This is a genomic window from Parasediminibacterium paludis, from assembly GCF_042651445.1.
Lineage (GTDB): Bacteria > Bacteroidota > Bacteroidia > Chitinophagales > Chitinophagaceae > Parasediminibacterium > Parasediminibacterium paludis.
This window is the reverse complement of sequence record NZ_JBHSDC010000027.1, coordinates 1-19,989: the sequence shown is the minus strand read 5'-3', so window position 1 is coordinate 19,989 and position 19,989 is coordinate 1. Positions and strand designations below refer to the sequence as shown.

Here is a 19,989-nt window from a genome sequence, read left to right as displayed (position 1 = left end):
CTTTCAATGTTTGATACAAATTAAAAAAGGATTGAGTTAACTCAATCCTTTTTTAATAGCTAGCTTTTGCTATTTATACGCCTAAAGACCAACCTTCTCGGTATTGTCTTTTTACAAATTGATTAGCATCATCAAAGTTGGTCACTTTCATATTTGGGCCATCCCACAAAAGTTTGGTATATCTGCCTGGATAATCAAATTTTGTAGCATCAGTTGCTCTCGGTTTTCTAATATCAAAACTTCTGATAGCCAAATTTCCCATTAAAATCGTTTCGGTTAATGGGCCAGCAATGCTAAATGGCGAACTTAGGTTGTTAGCAGCATCACTACCATAGCCTGCAATAGCAGCTTCTACCCATTGTGCGTAGTGCCCGTCGGCACCATTGGGTACACGTGCAATAGTTTGAGGTACGTGCACTTGTTCCATTTTTGAGAGAGGCAATAATTTGGGATTTGCACCATACGTACTACACATCATTTTACCTTTCGTACCTATAATTAAAACCGCATTACCGCCATCACCAAATGGTTCATTCGCCAATAGTTCTTCTGGTCTTTCTGGTTGAATTCCCCCATCCATCCAATGCATTTTAATATCTGGCTTATGCTTTTTGCCTTTAAACTTTAATATAACGTGCGATGATGGTGGGCAACCGTCAGGAAAATACCCTCGTTTAAACTCATCAACATATACAGAACCAACACTACATTCTGCTTCGGTAGGATAGCCTAATTCTAAGGTTCTAAATGCAGGTTCAATTAAATGGCAACCCATATCGCCCAGCGCCCCAGTACCATAATCCCACCAGCCACGCCAATTAAATGGCACCAATTTATCTACATAATCTTTTTGAGGCGCAGTACCCAACCACAAATTCCAATCAAGTGTAGATGGTACCGTTGATTTTTGCGCAGGCCAAGCGATGCCTTGTGGCCACACAGGTCTATCGGTAAATATATAAACTGTATGGGCGTCGCCTATTATACCAGCATTGTACCATTCGCGCATTTGCCTTACGCCATCCCCAGAAGCACCTTGGTTGCCCATCTGCGCCACCACTTTGTATTTATCTACAGCTTCTGTCAACATTCTTGCTTCGTAAATATCGTGCGTCAATGGCTTTTGCACATATACATGCTTGCCAAGTTGCATAGCAGCCATGGTTTGTACAGCATGGTTATGATCTGGTGTAGAAACAGACACTGCATCAAAATACTGGTGCTCTTTTTCTAGCATTTCACGATAGTCTTTGTAGTACTTTGCTTTTGGAAAAGCCGTTCTACTGGCAAGTGAACGCTTATCATCTACATCGCATAGAAAAGCAATTTCTGCTTTGCCACTTTTATAGAAGTTAGCAAGGTCGCTTTGCCCTTTACCGCCAGCACCTATGCCAGCAATTAATAATTTATCACTAGGCGCAATAAAACCTCTACCGCCTAATACATGTCTTGGTAAAATATAAATACCTGCAAATGCAGTTAAAGAGTTCTTCAGAAATTTCCTTCTTGAATTGTCTGAAGTAAGTTGTTTGTTTTCTTTCATATGGCTGGCTTTTTTAGTGAATAGTAAGAATAAAAATATTATGTTTAGTAAACATATTTATAAAATCATCATAAATTTCAAATACAAATCAAAAATCATCAGATCCCCAATATCTTTCTATTGGCCGCATCATCCACACCACTATTGGCAAAATCATCAAATGCTTTCTCTGTTACCTGTATAATATGATTTTTAATAAATACGGCACCTTCTGTTGCGCCTTGAACACTGTCTTTAATGGCGCACTCCCATTCTAACACAGCCCAACCTTTATAATCATATTGCGCTAGTTTCGAAAAAATACTTTTAAAGTCAACCTGACCGTCACCCAAACTTCTAAATCTACCAGCACGATTTACCCAGCTTTGATAACCACCATACACCCCCTGTTTACCTGTGGGGTTAAATTCAGCATCTTTTACATGAAACATTTTAATTTTTTCATGATAAAAATCGATGTATTGCAAATAATCTAGGCATTGCAATATAAAATGTGACGGATCGTATAATAGATTTACGCGTTGATGATTGCCCGTAGCTTCTAAAAACATTTCGAAAGTAATCCCGTCATGGATATCTTCCCCTGCATGTACTTCATAACAAAGATCGACACCACAAGCATCAAATTCGTTCAATATTGGCAACCATCTTTTGGCAAGTTCACTAAATCCTGCTTCTACGATACCTGAGGGTCTTTGCGGCCATGGGTACACATACGGCCAAATCAATGCCCCGCTAAACGTAGCATGCACATTTATCCCCAAATTTTGCGATGCTTTTGCAGCGTACTTTAATTGCTGCACCGCCCAAGCTGTTCTCGCAGCGCTATTGCCATGGACTTCTTTTGGAGCAAAGCCATCAAACATAACATCGTAAGCAGGATTTATCGCTACCAATTGTCCTTGTAAGTGTGTAGATAGTTCAGTAATTTCCAAGCCATAAGCTGCCACTTTACCTTTCAATTCATCGGCATAGGTTTTACTGTCTGCCGCTAATTGTAGATTGATGCAACGATTATCCCATGTAGGTATTTGGATGCCTTTAAAACCTAGGCTAGCAACCCATTGGCAAATGGTATCTAAAGAATTAAATGGTGCTTTATCACCTAAAAACTGCGCTAAAAAAACGGCAGGCCCTTTAATAGTAGTCATATGGTAAGCATTTATTTTTTGCGAGGTTGAAGTAACGTGTTTTTTACATACAAATCGTTCATCTTTTCTTTTTTTTGTTAACTGGTAAAAAGACGTCTGTTTGTTATATAATGCTTTAAACACCCCTCAAGCGGTTGCATGGTAATATCCATTCGTCTTTCACACAAAATGTTAAAAACAATCTTGAAAATATAATCATTTCACACAGCTTTGTACAAAATATCATGCACCTTATCTTTACAACCTATGATAGATTTTAGAAGTGATACGGTAACGCAACCTACAGAAGCGATGTTACAGGCCATGCTTAGCGCCAAAGTTGGAGATGATGTATTTGGAGAAGATCCAACCATTAATCAGCTAGAACAAATGACTGCTGAGATGTTTGGTTTGGAAGCAGGTTTGTTTTGTCCTAGTGGTACCATGACAAATCAAATTGCTATTAAAGCCCACACACAGCCTGGTGACGAAGTGATTTGTGATGAATTGAGCCATATTTACCAATATGAAGGTGGTGGTGTGGCAGTTAATAGTGCTTGTTCGGTAAGATTACTACACGGAAATAACGGCCGCTTAACAGCCGATATGGTAAAAAATGCCATCAATAATCCTGAGGATGTTCACAAGCCCATTAGCCGTTTGGTAAGTTTAGAAAATACAGTCAATAAAGGCGGTGGTTGCTGTTACGAACTCGCTGATATTGAAGATATTAAAACAGTTTGCTTAAGTTATAATCTAGGCCTACATCTAGATGGTGCTAGGCTATTTAACGCCCTAGTTTACAAGCAACAAAAGGCGAGCGATTATGGCCAATTATTCGATAGTATTTCTATTTGTTTAAGTAAAGGCTTGGGTACTCCAGTGGGTAGTGTGCTATTAGGTAATAAAGCTTTTATCAAAAAATCGAGACGTATTCGTAAAGTAATGGGCGGCGGTATGCGACAAGCGGGCATTTTAGCGGCCGCTGGTATTTATGCCTTAGAAAACAATATTAATCGCTTGGCAGAAGACCATTTACATGCCACACAAATTGCGGCAGCATTAGCGGAAACTGACTATGTAGGTGATATTTTACCCGTAGAAACCAATATAGTAATTGCAACAATTAAAGGTAGATTTACACCTACTACTTTTATTGAAGCAATGGCCAAACATAACATTAAGTTGTTTAGTGTTTCGAGCACACAGATTCGTTTAGTGTTACATTTGAATATTACCAAGGAAATGGTTGAAACAACCATTGATACCATAAAAAAATTATAAGTATAACATCTTGCAGTTTTAACTGCAACTATTTACAGCAATCAATTAAATCAGCTTATTTATGTTACCAAAAATCAATCCAACCAATACACAAGCTTGGCTATTGCTACGCAAACATTACGAAGACGAAATGAGCCGCAAACACATGAAAGACCTGTTTGCACAAGACCCAGAACGTTTTGAAAAATTTAGCCTAAGGCTTGAGGAGATTGTTTTCGATTACTCTAAAAATATCATCAATTCAAAAACTTTACAATTACTGCTACAACTAGCAGATGATTGTCAAGTATACGATGCCATTCACGATATGTTTGCTGGTTTAAAAATTAATGAAACCGAGCAACGATCTGTATTACATACGGCATTGCGTAATTTTTCAGATATGCCTATTTTGGTAGATGGTAAAGATGTAATGCCATCTGTGCAAAAGGTTTTGGCACACATGAAGAGCTTTTGCGCTAAAATACACAGCGGCGAATGGAAAGGTTTTACTGGCAAGCCGATTAAATACATTGTCAATATTGGTATTGGTGGTAGCGATTTGGGGCCAGTAATGGTTACGGAAGCCTTAAAACCTTATTGGGTTGAGGGCATCCAAACCTATTTTGTAAGTAATGTGGATGCTACACATATTGCAGAAACTTTGAAAAAAGTAACTGCCGATGAAACCCTATTTTTAGTGGCTTCTAAAACATTTACCACACAAGAAACCATGACCAATGCGCATACTGCACGCAATTGGTTTTTAGAAACAGCAACAGATGAAGCGCATATTGCTAAGCATTTCGCCGCTTTAAGCACCAACGAAAAAGCCGTTACAGCCTTCGGTATTGATAAGGCCAATATGTTTGAATTTTGGGATTGGGTTGGCGGTAGATACAGCTTGTGGAGCGCTATTGGTTTATCCATTGCCTTAACGATTGGTTATGATCATTTCGAACAATTATTAAAAGGTGCTTACACCGTAGACGAACATTTTAGAAAAGAAAAAGGGGCTAAAAATATCCCTGTATTAATGGCACTTTTGGGTATTTGGTACACCAATTTCTTTGGTGCTCAAAGCGAAGCTATTTTACCATACGACCAATATTTACACCGTTTCGCAGCTTATTTTCAACAAGGGAATATGGAAAGTAATGGCAAAAGCGTAGATAGAAGCGGTAATTCGGTGGATTATGCTACTGGTCCAGTTATTTGGGGCGAACCAGGTACTAATGGACAGCATGCATTTTACCAACTCATACACCAAGGCACATTGATAATTCCTTGCGATTTTATTGCGCCAGCTATTAGCCACAACCCTATTGGTGATCATCACAACAAACTCTTGTCAAACTTTTTTGCACAAACAGAAGCATTAATGAATGGTAAAAGCGAAAATGAAGTGCGTGTAGAACTGATGAAAGCTGGTAAAAGTGATGATGAAATTAAGAAATTGATGAAGTTCAAAGTATTTGACGGTAATAGACCTACCAATTCTTTCTTATTAAAACAAATTACACCATACAGTTTGGGTAGCTTAATTGCGTTGTATGAACATAAAATATTTGTACAGGGTGTTATATGGAACATTTTCAGTTTCGACCAATGGGGTGTTGAATTAGGCAAGCAATTAGCTGGCCAAATTTTACCAGAACTAGAAAATGAAGATACCATTACTAGCCACGATAGTAGCACCAATGGTTTAATTAATTTGTATAAGAAATTTAGAGCTTAGTTATATCGCATTCAGATTTCGCAGGAAATAACAATCAGCTATACAAAATTTCAAAACTTGTATAGCTGATTTTTTAGAAAATTAGCGGTAAGACAATCTGCAAGAACCTTATTTAATACAATGCAACAAATTACTATCAGAGATATACAACCGCAAGACAATCCATTTATTGCCAAAATTATTCGAACGGCCTTAGAGGAATTCGGTGCCAATAAACCTGGTACTGTTTATTTTGATGACAGTACAGACCATTTGTATGAATTATTTACTGCTGAACCCAAAAGCCACTATTTTATTGCTTTGGTAAATGGTGAAATGGTTGGTGGTGGTGGACTCTACCCTACTGAAGGTTTGCCTACAGGTACTTGCGAATTAGTGAAAATGTATTTGAAAAAAGAATATCGTGGTATTGGTTTGGGCAAAACCATGCTAGCAACTTGCTTAAAATGGGCCAAAGACAACGGCAATACCTATGTCTATCTTGAAACCATGCCCGAACTAAAAAATGCAGTAGCAGTATATGAAAAACTAGGCTTCCAATACCTTACTGCACCAATGGGTAATAGTGGTCACAATGGCTGTGATATATGGATGTTAAAGGCATTGTAGGTGTACTTTATTGATTGACCCCTTTTATGATATTAGCATAAAAGCTCTCTAGTAAATTCCTATCCTTTGTAATAATTAATGCTTCAGCTTTTAGCCCGCTATTATAGTTCAATACTTTTCTTTGGCTGGTTAAAAGTCCTTCAGGAAGTGAAATTTTAGCAAGAAAACCACTATCTGTTGCTGTGGTACTAATATATTGAAGCCTCCCCCTTACAAATCCAAATTCGTTAAAAGGGTAAGCTGAAAGCCTTAATTGTACTTGTTGCCCAACCGCAATCTTACCAAAATTGTTTTGCGGCAACATTGTTTCAGCATAAAATGCAGATGAATCAGGATTTACAAAACCTAATGACCTGCCACTCTTTAAAAATTGGTTTTCTTGTATTGGTAACGAGAATTGTACTTTACCAGCTATAGGTGCTTGAATTAGGAATCGTTTTTTCCAATCTTCAATTTGACTTCGTAGGTTCTGTATAGCTTGTTTAAAAATCAATTGCTGCTGCGAAATGCTATGCGACAACTCATTAATTTCTTTTTGCTTTTCGTGCATTTGTGTTTCATTGTTCAATAACCCGGCTTCAATTTGTGGTAATTGGTAGTATGTCAATTGTACCCCTCTTGTTCTAAAACCTATTTGTTCTGCTGCTTCTGCAATGCCTAGTAGGCTTACACCATCCTTACCAAAACCAGCCGTATTACGTATGCCATCTGTACGGTAATGCTTACCATAAAATTTAGCCACCATACGCAAGCAGGTAGGCCCACAATCCATGGCATTGAGTTGACGGTAGAGTTGAAACATTAATTTGCTAATAATTTATCTAAATTTTTTTTCAGTTCAGGCTTGCTTGGACGTGGTGCATTAATATTGAAAACCTTTCCATTTCTATCTATTAATAAATATCTAGGTATTGAGTTAATTTTGAAGTATAGCGCAAACATCGACTCAAAATTTTTAACTAGAATATAACTATTGCCTTTAGGCAAATCAATTGTCTTAATTTTTTGTAGCCATAAAGCAGAGTCTTTGTCAAAAGACAAGTATAAGAACTTTATTTTTCCTCTATATTGCTTTTCTAAAATTAACGAATTAGGAATTTCGCGTATACAAGGTGCGCCTACACACCATTTTTTTAAAACTATATTTGTATAACTACAACAGGATTTATTGAATAACCTGTATAGTTATTTTAAGACGGTACACATCCTTCGTTCATCCTTCGTTGCTAAAGTATAAGTAAAGTATACTTGAAGTATCTATAATAGGGGGATAAAGTATGCTAGATTCTACTATCCATTTACTTTACCTTCAAACAAAAAAGATAGAAATATATTGCTAACAAGAATAGTTGGTGAAAATCTTGGCATTGAGCTTATTGATAATATAACTAAAATTTTGTGTGGAAGTCAAACTTAGCTTATTTTGAGATTTAGCGCTATATCTTGATACGAATATTACCTTTCACATTATTTCATTAAAGATGCTTTAATAAAAGCAGAAATCTTTTACGCTGTGATAGATAATTACATTTCTATAAAAATTTACTGACGCTTTCCTATTGTATGATCATTTCACGGGTAAATAAATTATGTTTGTAGTATTGGAATGATGCCTTTACGTATGAATCGTCTCTTACTTATTATTTTCACGATGGCTCTGCTGCTTGTAAGTCGTTGTGCGCTTATGGCACAGCCCTATGCAACTATCGATTTAGACAAGGATAAACCGAAACAATACGAGAACCGACAACTACGTTCTGAAAAAACAGGCGAAAAAAAACTCACCGCCAATAAGCGCTTATTTCAGAATGCTTTTACCCACTACAATTACTATTTTAACGCCAACAATAAGCTGAACGATATTATCACCCGTTCTAAACTGGCTTTTAAAGATGACTATACCAAGCTATTACCATTTTATAACTACTCATTGGATGTTACCGCCAATGAAAAAACCGAACTCGATTCAGTTATTTATAAATGTACAGCGGGTATTTTGCTACACGATTTAAGAAACGATTGGATAGATAATTTGTATTTATTATTAGGTAAAGCTTATTTGCTGCGTAAAAAATATGACAGCGCTGCTATTGTGTTTCAATACATTAACTATGCATGGGCACCTAAAGATGATGGCTATGACATTATTTTGGGTAGTAATGCCAGCAATACAAATGGTGTATTTACGGTTTCTACCAATGAAAAAGCTTCTATTTTTAAAAAAGCATTTAGTACCGCACCTAGCCGTAACGAGAGCTTATTGTGGGAAGCACGTAACTATTTAGAACAAGATAAAATTGGGGATGCTACAGGTTTATTATCGATACTAAATAGCGATCCTGTTTTTCCCAAACGCTTGCAAACAGATTTGCAAGAATTATTGGCTTATAATTATTACAAACAAGGGTCTTACGATAGTGCCGCATCTCATTTAAAACGAGCGCTTAGTAATGCTGAAAACAGGTTTGAAACAGCCCGCTGGGAATATTTATGTGGCCAAATGTATGCTTTGGCAAATAAAAACGACGATGCGATCGATATGTTTGATAGGAGTATTGCACATACTACCGATCCAGTAATGGAAGTGTATGCAAGATTGAATTATGTAGACCTCGCTTCTTCCAAAAGAAATAATGGCATTCAATCAAACTTGCTAGAAATGTATCGGCTCGCAAGACGAGAAAAATATATTAGATATCGGGATATCATTTACCAAGCCATTGCAATAATAGAGAAAAGATTAAATAATATTCCTAATACCAAATTGGCTTTAAACGAAGGTATTAAAAATGCTAACCCTGAAAATGCGGCACTGAAGCAAAAAAGCCTGTTAATGCTGGCGGATATTTATTATAATGAAAAGAATTATCCAATTGCCGCTAATTATTATGATAGTATACAAACCAATTTATTGCCTCAAAATGATAAAGATAAAGTTGAAAGCATAAGACCTACACTAAAAAACATTAGTACGAATATCCGTATTATTGAGCGACAAGATAGTTTGCAATATTTAGCTAAACTATCAGATGCTGAGCGAAATAGTTATGTAAAAAAACTTGTGCGTAAGCTACGCAAAGAACAAGGTTTAAAAGATGATGCTGCATTTGAAGCTCTTGATAATGCTGCATTTGGTAGCCCTACAGCCACAGTAGGTTTATTCGATAATAAATCTACCTCAGATTTTTATTTTTCGAATACCACATTAAAACAAAAAGGTTTTTCTGAATTTAAAGCGAAATGGGGTGTGCGTCAAAACGTAGATAATTGGCAAAGACAGGCCGTTACACAAAATGTTGCACCAAGTTTGTTTACAGACGTAGACGATATAGCAAAAGGATTGAACAAAGGCACCACCAACGACAAACCAAAAGACTTGAGCGTTGAAGGTTTAATGGGTGATATTCCTTTAACGGAAGATCAATTATTTGCTTCAAATGCAAGTATTGCCAAAGCCTATTTTGCCAATGGTATCAGTTTTCAAAATGAATTGCAAGACTACCCTTCTGCCATTGCTTGTTTTGATAGTTTACTGACACGTTTTCCTAACGATGATAGACGACCACAAGCTATGTTGAATTTGGCATTTTGTTACAAGCAAATCAGTCAAGTAGTAAAAGCGGATTCACTCAACAGACTCTTGAAAACCAGCTATCCCAAGCAAAAATTCACCAATATTTTTGCTAATGAAATGACTGCAAGAGATACTGCTAATGCCATTTATCAAAACGTATACAATTTATTTGTAGAAGGTAAATTTGAACAAGCTAAAGAAGCAAAAAAACAAGCGGATAGCCAGCTTGGCAAATCTTACTGGACACCCCAATTGTTATACATTGAGTCAATATACTATGTAAAGCAAAAAGATGATAGCACTGCCATAAATAGATTAAATAGCTTGGTGAGTAATTTTCCAAAATCGCCTTTGGCAGACAAAGCCAAAACCATGATCGATGTCTTGAAAAGACGTGCAGAAATTGAGGCCCACTTAACTAATTTTAACGAAGAGAAAAAAGAAGACGACGCTACAAAACGTATAGATTTATCTGAGCCGACAGGCATTAAGCTCGCACCAGCTACCATTGCAAAAATTGATACAGTTAGGAAATCACCAGCATTGGTGGCTAAACCTATCGAGATAAAAATCGAAAATAAATTGGTTGTAAGCGATAGTAAAACGTTTCAATTTGTACCAACAGACGAGCATTATGCAGCCTTACTTTTAGATAAAGTAGATGAAACATTTGCCGGCGAAGTGAAAAATGCCTTCAACCGCTTTAATAGAGAACGCTATGCAAGTACCAAGCTTAATATTACGAATATTACTATTACATCGCAATATTCCATGATGTTAATTGGGCCATTTGCCAATGCAAGTGATGCACTAGATTATATTGATAAAACAAAACCATCGGCGGCAGGAAGAATTATTCCATGGTTGCAAGCAAGCAAATATTCATTTTCTATTATTAGCAACAAAAACCTAGATATTTTAAAAACTGGCAAAGAAGTTGCACTGTACACGCAATTTTTAAAAGGCATTTTCCCTGATAAATTTTAGTTTTAATCCCACTCGTATGAATCGTTTTGTAAGGATATTTTGGCGTTTATTTTTTAGTGGCCTTGCCTTGGTAATACTTATTTTACTATTGGCAAATTTTGGTGCTTTGGGCGAAATGCCTTCTATTGATGATATCGAAAATCCAACGGCTAACTTATCTAGTCAGGTATATGCACAAGATGGCACTTTGATGGGTAAATACTACCTTGAAGACCGCGTCAACGTTGAATATAAAGATATTAGCAAACATGTTATAAATGCTTTGGTAGCTACAGAAGATAAACGTTTTTACAAACACAGCGGTGTAGATGGCAAAGGTTTATTACGCGCATTTTCACATTTTGGTAGTTCAGGCGGAGCAAGTACCATAACGATGCAAACAGCCAAAAATTTATTTACAGAAAACTGGGCTACTAAAAATTTTCTTTTAAGAGGCATCCAAAAAATAAAAGAATGCATTATTGCCGTTAAACTAGAACAGCATTTTACCAAAGAAGAAATTGCCACTATCTATTTAAACACCGTTGCCTTTAGCGATAATGTTTATGGTATTAGAAACGCTTCAAAAACCTTTTTCCAGAAAGAACCAGACAGACTTGATATTAGCGAATCTGCCGTATTAATTGGCATGGTAAACGGGCCGGGCATTTACAATCCAAGAAGATTTCCAAAACAATCGCAAGAAAGAAGAAATTTAGTCATGAGTAGAATGGTTGAATTTGGTTCTATTACCCAAGCAGACTATGATAAACTCAAAAAACAACCCATACAACTCAATTATCAAAAGCTAGATGAAACCACTGGTCTTGGGCCTTACTTTAGAATGATATTGGGTGAGGAAATGAAAAAATGGTGTAAAGACCACAAAAAAAGCAATGGTGATAATTACGATTTATACAGAGATGGTTTAAAAATTTATACCACTATCAACCCACGCATGCAAGTGTATGCCGAAGAAGCTGTAGCAAAACACATGAGCTACATGCAAAAAATATTAGATAACCAATCTGATATAAAATCAGGCTCTGTATGGAATGACCATGCCAATATTTTAGAAAATGCCATGAAGCAAACAGACCGCTGGCGCAACATGAAAAAAGAAGGCATAGACGAAACCGAGATTGCCAAAAGTTTTATGACGCCAACAAGAATGAAAGTCTTTGCTTGGAACAACAATAGAAATAAAGATACGGTTATGACACCATTAGACTCTATCAAGTACCACCGACAAATGCTTGAGACCGGTTTTATGGCCATGGATGCGCAAAGCGGTGAAGTACGTGCTTGGGTGGGCGGCATTGATTTTAAAACGTTTAAATACGACCACGTTAACTTCAATACTAAAAGGCAGGTAGGTAGTACTATGAAGCCTTTGCTATACAGTTTAGCCATTGAAGAAGCTGGCTTTACACCAAATACTACTGTGTACGATCAACAACAAAGTTTTGGTGCTTATGGCAAAGTACCTGCCACTACCAAAAGCTGTAGCGGGGCAGCCATGCCGATGAGTAGTGCATTGGCATTCTCTAAAAACTGTGCTACTGCCTATATTATGAAGCAATTGGATGGCACAGGTAATAATGCTGCCAAACGTTTTGTTGACTTTTTAAACAACAAATGTGGCTTGCAAACAAAAATTGAACCTAATCCCTCTATCGCTTTGGGTGCTTGCGAAATTTCTTTGTACGAAATGATGCAGGCTTACAGCATGTTACCAGGTCGTGGGTTTAACGTAAAGCCCATGTTTATTACTCGTATTGAAGATAGAAATGGCAATACTTTACAAAGCTTTACGCCTGTAAGAAGAGAAGTGATTAGTGATGTAACTGCTTATTCTATGATTAAAATGATGCAAGGTGTGATGCAATTTGGTACTGGTAGACGTATATGGGGCTATGGTGTAAATGGCGAAATTGCTGGAAAAACAGGTACTACCAACGATAACAGCGATGCTTGGTTTATGGGCTATACACCCCAATTGTTATGTGGTGCATGGGTGGGTTGCGACGATCGTTTTATTCGTTTTAAAGCCACTGAAATAGGACAAGGTTCTTCGGCAGCATTACCTATTTGGGCCTATTTCTACGAAAAAGTACAAAACGATAGAAACATTGTAGGTATTGACCCAGGTGCAACGTTTGTAAAACCAGACGTCATGCCAAACGATATTTCTTTTGACCAGTTGAATGGTACAACACCTCCTTTGGGCGCCGAAGGTGAAGATATGGGTAACGGTACTTCTAAAGATTATGAAATTCCTAGCAATATAAAACCAGAGGATATTGGTGCAGAATCGCAAATAACACCAGCAGACGCGGATAAACCTGTTACCAAACCTGCTGACACAAAACCACCTGTAACCAAACCAACCACCACCGTACCGCCTGCCAAACTGCCCGAAAATAAGGTACAACCACAGCCGGCTACTAAACCTCCAACCATACCAACAAACAATCAACAGCCTAAAGCGGTAATGCCGCCTAAAAAGCCTTAGCAAATATTTGCACCATTATTGTAGTACCAAGGTCGCCTGTAAAGTTTTTCAGGCGACCTTATTATTTTTGAACCTATAAATACCGCAGTTTGAAAACAGTATTAATCATAGATGACGAAGAAAAATTACGTGGCCTACTTGCTAGAATTATTAAAGCAGAAGGTTTTGACGTAGTAGAAGCCGCCAACCTGAAAGATGGGCAAAAACAATTGGCGCAAAAGCCCATAGACGTGGTACTATGCGATGTAAAACTACCCGATGGTAATGGTGTAGAATTTATAGCTACTATTAAGCCCAAATATCCTTGCATAGAAGTGATATTATTAACGGCCTATGGCAATATTGCCGATGGTGTGCAAGCCATGCGTAACGGCGCGTTTGACTATATTACCAAGGGCGACGACAACCACAAAATCATTCCTTTGGTAAATAGAGCACTTGAAAAAGCCAATTTACAAAAACGTGTAGAACAACTAGAAGAACAAGTGGGTAAGCGCTATGGCTTTGAAAGCATATTAGGCGAAGCCACCATGATACAAGATGCCATTAACCTTGCCAAACGTGTGGCACCCACCGAAGCCACGGTATTATTACTAGGCGAAACAGGCACGGGTAAAGAGGTATTTGCGCAAGCTATACACAATGGCAGCAAGCGTGCAGGTAAGCCTTTTATGGCGCTAAACTGCAGTGCTTTTGGCAAAGAATTATTGGAAAGTGAAATATTTGGCCATAAAGCAGGTGCATTTACAGGTGCTTTGAAGGATAAAAAAGGCTTGATTGAAGAAGCAAGTACAGGTACTTTGTTTTTAGATGAAATAGGCGAAATGCATATTGATTTACAAAGCAAACTACTACGAGTACTAGAAACAAGCGAGTTTATAAAAGTAGGCGATACAAAACCCACCAAGGTTAGTGTGCGTATTGTTGCCGCTACCAACCGCGACTTACAACAAGAAGTAAAAGAAGGCAAGTTTAGAGAAGACCTGTTTTATAGACTGAATGTATTTACCATTTCCCTACCTGCATTAAGAGATAGACGAAAAGACATCCCCTTACTAGCGCAGCATTTCGTGAACATGTTTGCCCAAAAAACCAATCAGCGGATTGATGGCATGAGCGAGGAATTTAAGCAACGTCTACAACAACACGATTGGAAAGGCAATATCCGTGAGCTAAAAAATGTGATAGAACGTGCCGTTATTTTAGCCAATAGCCCACAATTATCGGTTGATAGCCTACCCTTTGATATGCAATACCAAACACCGCAACAAGGCAAACTACTCTCTGCTTTTGACCTTGCAAGCGTAGAAAAGCTACATATACAGCGTGTACTCAACCATACCAAAGGCAATAAAACCGAAACCGCCAAGTTGCTAAATATTGGCCTAACCACGCTTTATAGAAAAATTGAGGAGTATGGGTTGGGTTAGTAGTGAAAAGTGTTGATGAAAATGACACCAACTGGGCCTAAAATAATTATAATTATCAAAAGAAATCTCATTTTACAGCAATCCTTTTTACAATTATAATCGTCTAAAAATTAACCGAAAGTTGTAATTAATACCTTGTATGCATATACTACTTCAACAAACTAACCTTAAAAAAGGCTTAAAATTTTAACGTTTTCCTATAAATAAATCTTTTTCACCATTAGTATTTATCTATATCATTGTATCACTATTTGTTAATTTTAAAAAGAACAATGATGTCAAAAAACACCAACAGGATTTCTTCAGTGATTCCTCAAACTGACCTTGATGCTGCATTAAAATTGATTGAGCAAGGTTACAACAAACTCAAGCCTTACCTTATCGAGGCATTGAGCAAGCATGAAATAGAAGCTTATGCCAAACTTGGCGAAAAAAGCGAACCTTTTGTAGGTAAGGGTATTGAATTTGCCAAAAACAATACACAGCTTGTGCCTCGCAGGTGCAATATTGCAGAATCAGAAAAAGATTTTAAAGTATTTGAGGTACTACGCCCCTTAGATGTATTGGTGGCTCAATTAGCATTACGCATTAGCCAAACAAGAACCATTGCGGGTGCAGAAGCATTGGATTGTATCAATGATTTTTATAAAAGTGTAAAACAAGATGCACAAGATGGTATTGCAGATGCGGTTCCTGTATATGAAGAATTGAAGAAACGGTATATTGGTAATGGTCATAGAAAACCAATAAGCACTAATAGTAAATAATTCACCAATAAAATACTGCCATAAGGTAACAGGAGTTCGCTGTAGCGAACTCCTGTTCATTTTTACGAACTAGTGTTCTTCTACAGAAACTACAGTCACCCAAAAGCAAACAGTAGTTAAGAAAAAAGGAACTAGAGTTCGTATACAGGAACTACAGTTCGTATGGAGGAACTACAGTTACCATAAAGTAAACTATAGTTAGGAAAATAGGAACTACTGTTCGTATACAGGAAGGCTTGTTTGGAAAAAATAGACTGAGCGCCTGTTTAAAATGATTTATGGAATTGGCTACAGCCGTGGTTCGTGTCCCCACGAAACACTTGAAAACAATATTGATACGTGAAGACAGGTACCAAGGCGAAGACTGGTGAATACCCGACAATACAAATGGCGAATAGATTGGATTGTGACAACGACAATACAATAAAGCGAAGACTAATACATTAATAATCAGCAGCAAGAAAATATTTGATAGTGCGCCTAATATCATAAATACTTGCGTTGTACGTCACCCTAAACGACATCCTGCAAATATTTAAACATCCATGATTTTGCCGACACGACCCCACGCTATTTTTAGCACATTGCAAGGCACACAAAACCCCGACACAAAGCCAACCTTGCAAAGAGCTAAAAATGCCAACGCCCCATGCCCACCCACCACCTAGCGGACGGATTACTTATCAGCTTGAACAAAATACATCAGCGATATAACAACTATCAACAATGCACAGAATAAACATTTCCACATTTTGCTAAAAATGTTACTAAAATATTTGGCAATTACATTGAGGACACGTTATATTTGGACAAATATTGACCTTTTATAAAATGTCCAAACAAAAAATCACATCTTTTGGCGAATACATAAGAGGGCTTCGAGAAGCCGAAGGGCTTCCCTTGCGAAAAATTGCGGCTCAATTAGATATTGACCCATCATTATTAGGAAAAATCGAACGCAACGAAAGACAACCTACAAAAGGACAGATTAAAAAGATTGCAGAAATTTTTAATCAGGACGAGAGTTTTCTTTTATCAGAAATTTTAAGCGACCAGATTGCATATAAAATTCTTGAAGAAGAAAGTGATATTGATATTTTAAAAGTTGCAGAAGAAAAAGTTAACTATCTAAAAAAGAAAAAGAATGGCTGAAACACTGATGATAAATGGCTCTGCTGTTGATAAAAGAAATGATTTAAATGACTTGACTTCAAAAGAATGGATTCAGGAAACAAAAAGTTTTTTCTATCAAAAAGGATTAGGGGCAGGAAGTCCAGAGGCAAAGTATGAGAAAATGCACCCTGCACCATTTTCATTTACTGACATTACAAAACTTATTCGATTCTTTACGAAGCATAAAGCTAAAGTGTTAGACCCGTTTGTAGGCGTAGGCTCAACAATTAAAGCTTGTGTGGAACTTGACAGAGAAGGCTTTGGAGTTGAACTCTCTCCAAAATGGTGTGAAATTACAAGACAAAGATTAGCTGCCGAATCAAATCATGAATTAGATGATGAGCATTTAGTTTGTGGTGACAGCAGAAAACTGAAGCAATATTTTAAAAAAGAAACGTTTGATTTCATTGTTACTTCGCCACCATACTGGAATATATTGGAAAAGAAAGACCATAAAGCTAATGAAAGAGTTATAAATGGACATGATACAAAATACAGCGAAAGCAAAAGCGACTTAGGTAATATTGAGGATTACAACAAATTTTTGGATGACCTTGCAAAAATATTTTTATCCTGTCATGACCTGCTGAAACCGGGAAAGTATATGTGCATCATTGTAAGCGATTTTAGACATAAATCAGAGTTTTATCCTTTTCATTCAGACCTATTGAGCAAATTAACAGATAAGAAACAAAAGAAATTTTTTCAGTTAAAAGGAATTAAGGTTCTTATTCAGAATGCAAAAAAATTGTTCCCGTACGGCTACCCTTTTTCTTATGTAGAGAATATCCATCATCAATATGTTTTAATCTTACAAAAGCAAAAATGAAAGAACTAAATAAAATATACCTTCAAGACTGTACCACATTCATGCAGGATTTAGAAGCTGAATCAGTAGATTTAATTATAGCTGACCCGCCATATAATTTGAAGAAAGATTTTGGAAATAAGAGTGACCATTGGGATACTGTTCAAGAGTGGTTAAAATGGAGTAAAGAATGGATTGATGAAAGCATCCGTATCCTGAAGCCAAATGGAAATCTTTTCATTTATGGCATTCACCACTACCTATGTTACATTCAATGCCATCTTTATGAAAAAAATATGCGTTACAGAAGGCAAATCATTTGGCACTATGAAAATGGATTTTCAGGATATAAAACTTTAAACGCATTTTATGAACCTCTTTTATGGTTCAGCAAAACTGACGACTTTACATTTCATGAAATTAGAGAACCATACAAAAGCCAAGAACGTTTAAAAAATAAGATTACTAAAAATGGAAAGGTATGGACACCCAATCCAGAAGGAAGGTTAGCTGGTGACGTTTGGAGTTTCCCTACACTTGCCGGAAAAAGATTTGAGAATGAAAAAGTTGACCATCCAACTCAAAAGCCACTTGCCTTGTGCAATAGACTTGTAACCCATTTTAGTAACCCCAATGACATTGTTTATATACCTTTTGGCGGCAGTGGTTCAGAATGTGTCAGCAGTATAGCTAACAATAGAAATTTCTTAGCTACAGAAATAAACACCAACTATATAGATATAGCGAACGAAAGACTAGAAGAAATTCTTCTCCATAAGCGGGTAAAGTGATAAAAGAATCTAATTCTTTACATTTGAGGAATGAAAAATTTCCCACATCAATTCAATGATTTAACTAAGCTATTCAATGCGTTAGCGGTTGCAAGGCAACTTATAAATAATGAAACTCCTTTAACAGACGAAAATTTTGGAGAGCAGCTTACAAGAGGCGGTATATATACATACCGTGACCGAACATTGTCTATTGATGAATTTCTTGCAGCCGAAGCACAGAAACCAGCAGCAAACCGTGGTTATTTAACTGTATCAAGAGACATCCGGCGATTTTTTGAATTGATGGGATTTATATCTGTCTTTCCAGATAAAACTGCAAGGTTAAGCCCCGCAGCCAGTCAACTTCTACGAACGGATTCAGAAGATATTCGCAAAGAACTTTGGAAAAACTCATTATTACAATTAGGACTCGAAGGAACGGACGGGGAAGTTAGTCATCCTTATAGAATCCTTTTGAAAATTGTAAATACGTTCCCAGGAATAGAAACTCCTAAACTAATGCTTGCATTAGAAGCAGAAAACGATTCCGAGGAAGAGTTTGAAAGAATTTCAAATCTTGCCCAAAGAGATATGGGGCAAATAATTGAGGACACAGGAACCAGTACAGCAATGGCTGCAAATGCAGTCAAAATACTTCCGGGAATTGCAGAACAATTAGGTGATATTGAAAGGATAAATAGCAGAGCATATCCAGTTGGACAACTTGTTATCACTGAAGATGAAATTACCACAGAAGAACAACCAGCAAGGAGACCAAGAACTGATTTCCGAGAAACAAATTCAGCAGGCATTGCAAGAGACCCAATTCTAAATGTAGTTTCTTCTGTAAGTATTGACCTTGCTGATGCAATAAGAATTAGGCAGAGACGACTTGCAGAGCACCAAGAAATTGTAAGACAGCTTGCGTTATTAAATGAAGAGAAAGGGTTCCAGCTTTTTGAAGGAAAATTTGATTGCCTTGCTATTAAAGATGATACAGCGATACTCTACGAAGTGAAGACAATTCTTGAAAGTTCAACAGATGAAGAAAAGCAAACTGTAAAAGGCGTTGGACAATTAAAGTATTACAAATATTCAATAGTTCATAGACAAATGGGGTATACGAACATCAAAGAAGTTCTTGTTTTTTCTCACAAACCCAATGATGGAATAATCGAATTCTGTTCAGCAGAAAATATCCGAGTTGTTTGGAAAGACGGAGGTACTTTTCAAATTTTTAATGTGCAAAATGGAGCAGACGAATTATTTAATCCAGACAACTTAATTTAGCTAACGCACCAAGTCAGGCACATTTGCAAGGCACACAAAGCCGACACACAAAAGCCAACCTTGCAAAAGAGCCTGCCTTGTGCCAACGCACAGGCAACACTCTTCGGTTAGTCACAGACCCACATTATAGATGACCGACGAGAAGGGCGAACGTACAACAGGGGGTTTGCCAAAATACGGGCTGACGGAAGTTATCTTCGGCTTTTTGTAATTCTATTGTACTTCATATCGGGCTAGACATTATCTATTTAGCTTTTTGTTGTTAACTTCATCTTAAGTTTTTCAATCATCATTGGTACCGGGCGGACGGAATACTAATTCCCGTACTTCGGCAAGCCCTGTCCGTCAGACTGTGAAAAAACTCTGTTTATTGATTTTTTAATCTTTTTTCCTCGTTGCGGTTAGCTTTG

15 protein-coding genes are annotated in these 19,989 nt (G+C 37.1%); 11 read left to right on the top strand and 4 right to left on the bottom strand.

Translation table 11 applies throughout. From position 1 onward, the window contains the following. Positions 1-73 precede the first annotated feature (73 nt). Positions 74-1,543, bottom strand: a complete 1,470-nt coding sequence (locus tag ACFOW1_RS12595) for a Gfo/Idh/MocA family protein (protein WP_379014708.1) — start codon at positions 1,541-1,543, stop codon at positions 74-76. A gap of 98 nt (positions 1,544-1,641) precedes the next feature. Then, positions 1,642-2,694, bottom strand: coding sequence for a sugar phosphate isomerase/epimerase family protein (locus tag ACFOW1_RS12590; RefSeq protein ID WP_379014706.1), 1,053 nt, complete (start codon positions 2,692-2,694; stop codon positions 1,642-1,644). Between the two features lie 246 nt (positions 2,695-2,940). On the opposite strand from ACFOW1_RS12590, the gene ACFOW1_RS12585 reads away from it, so the two are divergent. From ACFOW1_RS12585 to ACFOW1_RS12575, 3 genes are all read left to right on the top strand, one after another. Next, positions 2,941-3,957: a threonine aldolase family protein gene (locus ACFOW1_RS12585; protein ID WP_379014705.1), complete on the top strand. Its 1,017-nt coding sequence runs from the start codon at positions 2,941-2,943 to the stop codon at positions 3,955-3,957. 61 nt (positions 3,958-4,018) lie between these two features. Next, positions 4,019-5,674 carry a glucose-6-phosphate isomerase gene (gene pgi / locus ACFOW1_RS12580; protein WP_379014704.1) on the top strand — a complete coding sequence of 552 codons (1,656 nt, stop codon included), beginning with the start codon at positions 4,019-4,021 and terminating at the stop codon, positions 5,672-5,674. 120 nt (positions 5,675-5,794) lie between these two features. Then, the gene (locus ACFOW1_RS12575; protein WP_379014703.1) at positions 5,795-6,283 is read left to right on the top strand and encodes a GNAT family N-acetyltransferase; all 489 of its coding nucleotides are present in this window, start codon (positions 5,795-5,797) and stop codon (positions 6,281-6,283) included. A gap of 7 nt (positions 6,284-6,290) precedes the next feature. On the opposite strand, the gene ACFOW1_RS12570 is transcribed toward ACFOW1_RS12575, so the two are convergent. Then, a complete protein-coding gene (locus tag ACFOW1_RS12570; RefSeq protein ID WP_379014701.1) occupies positions 6,291-7,085 on the bottom strand; it encodes a cysteine peptidase family C39 domain-containing protein in 795 nt (264 codons plus the stop codon). Further along, positions 7,085-7,324, bottom strand: coding sequence for a TlpA family protein disulfide reductase (locus ACFOW1_RS12565; protein ID WP_379014700.1), 240 nt, complete (start codon positions 7,322-7,324; stop codon positions 7,085-7,087). Before ACFOW1_RS12565 ends, ACFOW1_RS12570 begins: the two co-directional genes overlap by 1 nt. A gap of 643 nt (positions 7,325-7,967) precedes the next feature. On the opposite strand from ACFOW1_RS12565, the gene porW reads away from it, so the two are divergent. From porW to ACFOW1_RS12525, 8 genes are all read left to right on the top strand, one after another. Further along, positions 7,968-10,844: a type IX secretion system periplasmic lipoprotein PorW/SprE gene (porW, locus tag ACFOW1_RS12560; protein WP_379014699.1), complete on the top strand. Its 2,877-nt coding sequence runs from the start codon at positions 7,968-7,970 to the stop codon at positions 10,842-10,844. 16 nt (positions 10,845-10,860) lie between these two features. Continuing rightward, positions 10,861-13,338 (top strand): transglycosylase domain-containing protein, encoded by a 2,478-nt coding sequence (locus tag ACFOW1_RS12555; protein ID WP_379014697.1) that lies wholly within the window; start codon positions 10,861-10,863, stop codon positions 13,336-13,338. Between the two features lie 89 nt (positions 13,339-13,427). Beyond that, positions 13,428-14,768: a sigma-54-dependent transcriptional regulator gene (locus tag ACFOW1_RS12550; protein ID WP_379014696.1), complete on the top strand. Its 1,341-nt coding sequence runs from the start codon at positions 13,428-13,430 to the stop codon at positions 14,766-14,768. A 275-nt stretch (positions 14,769-15,043) separates the two neighbouring features. Further along, entirely contained in the window at positions 15,044-15,535 is a 492-nt protein-coding gene (locus ACFOW1_RS12545) for a hypothetical protein (protein WP_379014695.1), read from the top strand. An 831-nt stretch (positions 15,536-16,366) separates the two neighbouring features. Beyond that, positions 16,367-16,687 (top strand): helix-turn-helix domain-containing protein, encoded by a 321-nt coding sequence (locus tag ACFOW1_RS12540; protein WP_379014694.1) that lies wholly within the window; start codon positions 16,367-16,369, stop codon positions 16,685-16,687. Further along, the gene (locus ACFOW1_RS12535; RefSeq protein ID WP_379014693.1) at positions 16,680-17,537 is read left to right on the top strand and encodes a TRM11 family SAM-dependent methyltransferase; all 858 of its coding nucleotides are present in this window, start codon (positions 16,680-16,682) and stop codon (positions 17,535-17,537) included. The genes ACFOW1_RS12540 and ACFOW1_RS12535 overlap by 8 nt, the downstream gene beginning before the upstream one ends. Beyond that, positions 17,534-18,307 carry a DNA-methyltransferase gene (locus ACFOW1_RS12530; protein ID WP_379014692.1) on the top strand — a complete coding sequence of 258 codons (774 nt, stop codon included), beginning with the start codon at positions 17,534-17,536 and terminating at the stop codon, positions 18,305-18,307. Before ACFOW1_RS12535 ends, ACFOW1_RS12530 begins: the two co-directional genes overlap by 4 nt. Before the next feature lie 30 nt (positions 18,308-18,337). Beyond that, the gene (locus tag ACFOW1_RS12525) at positions 18,338-19,579 is read left to right on the top strand and encodes a hypothetical protein (protein ID WP_379014691.1); all 1,242 of its coding nucleotides are present in this window, start codon (positions 18,338-18,340) and stop codon (positions 19,577-19,579) included. Positions 19,580-19,989 lie beyond the last annotated feature (410 nt).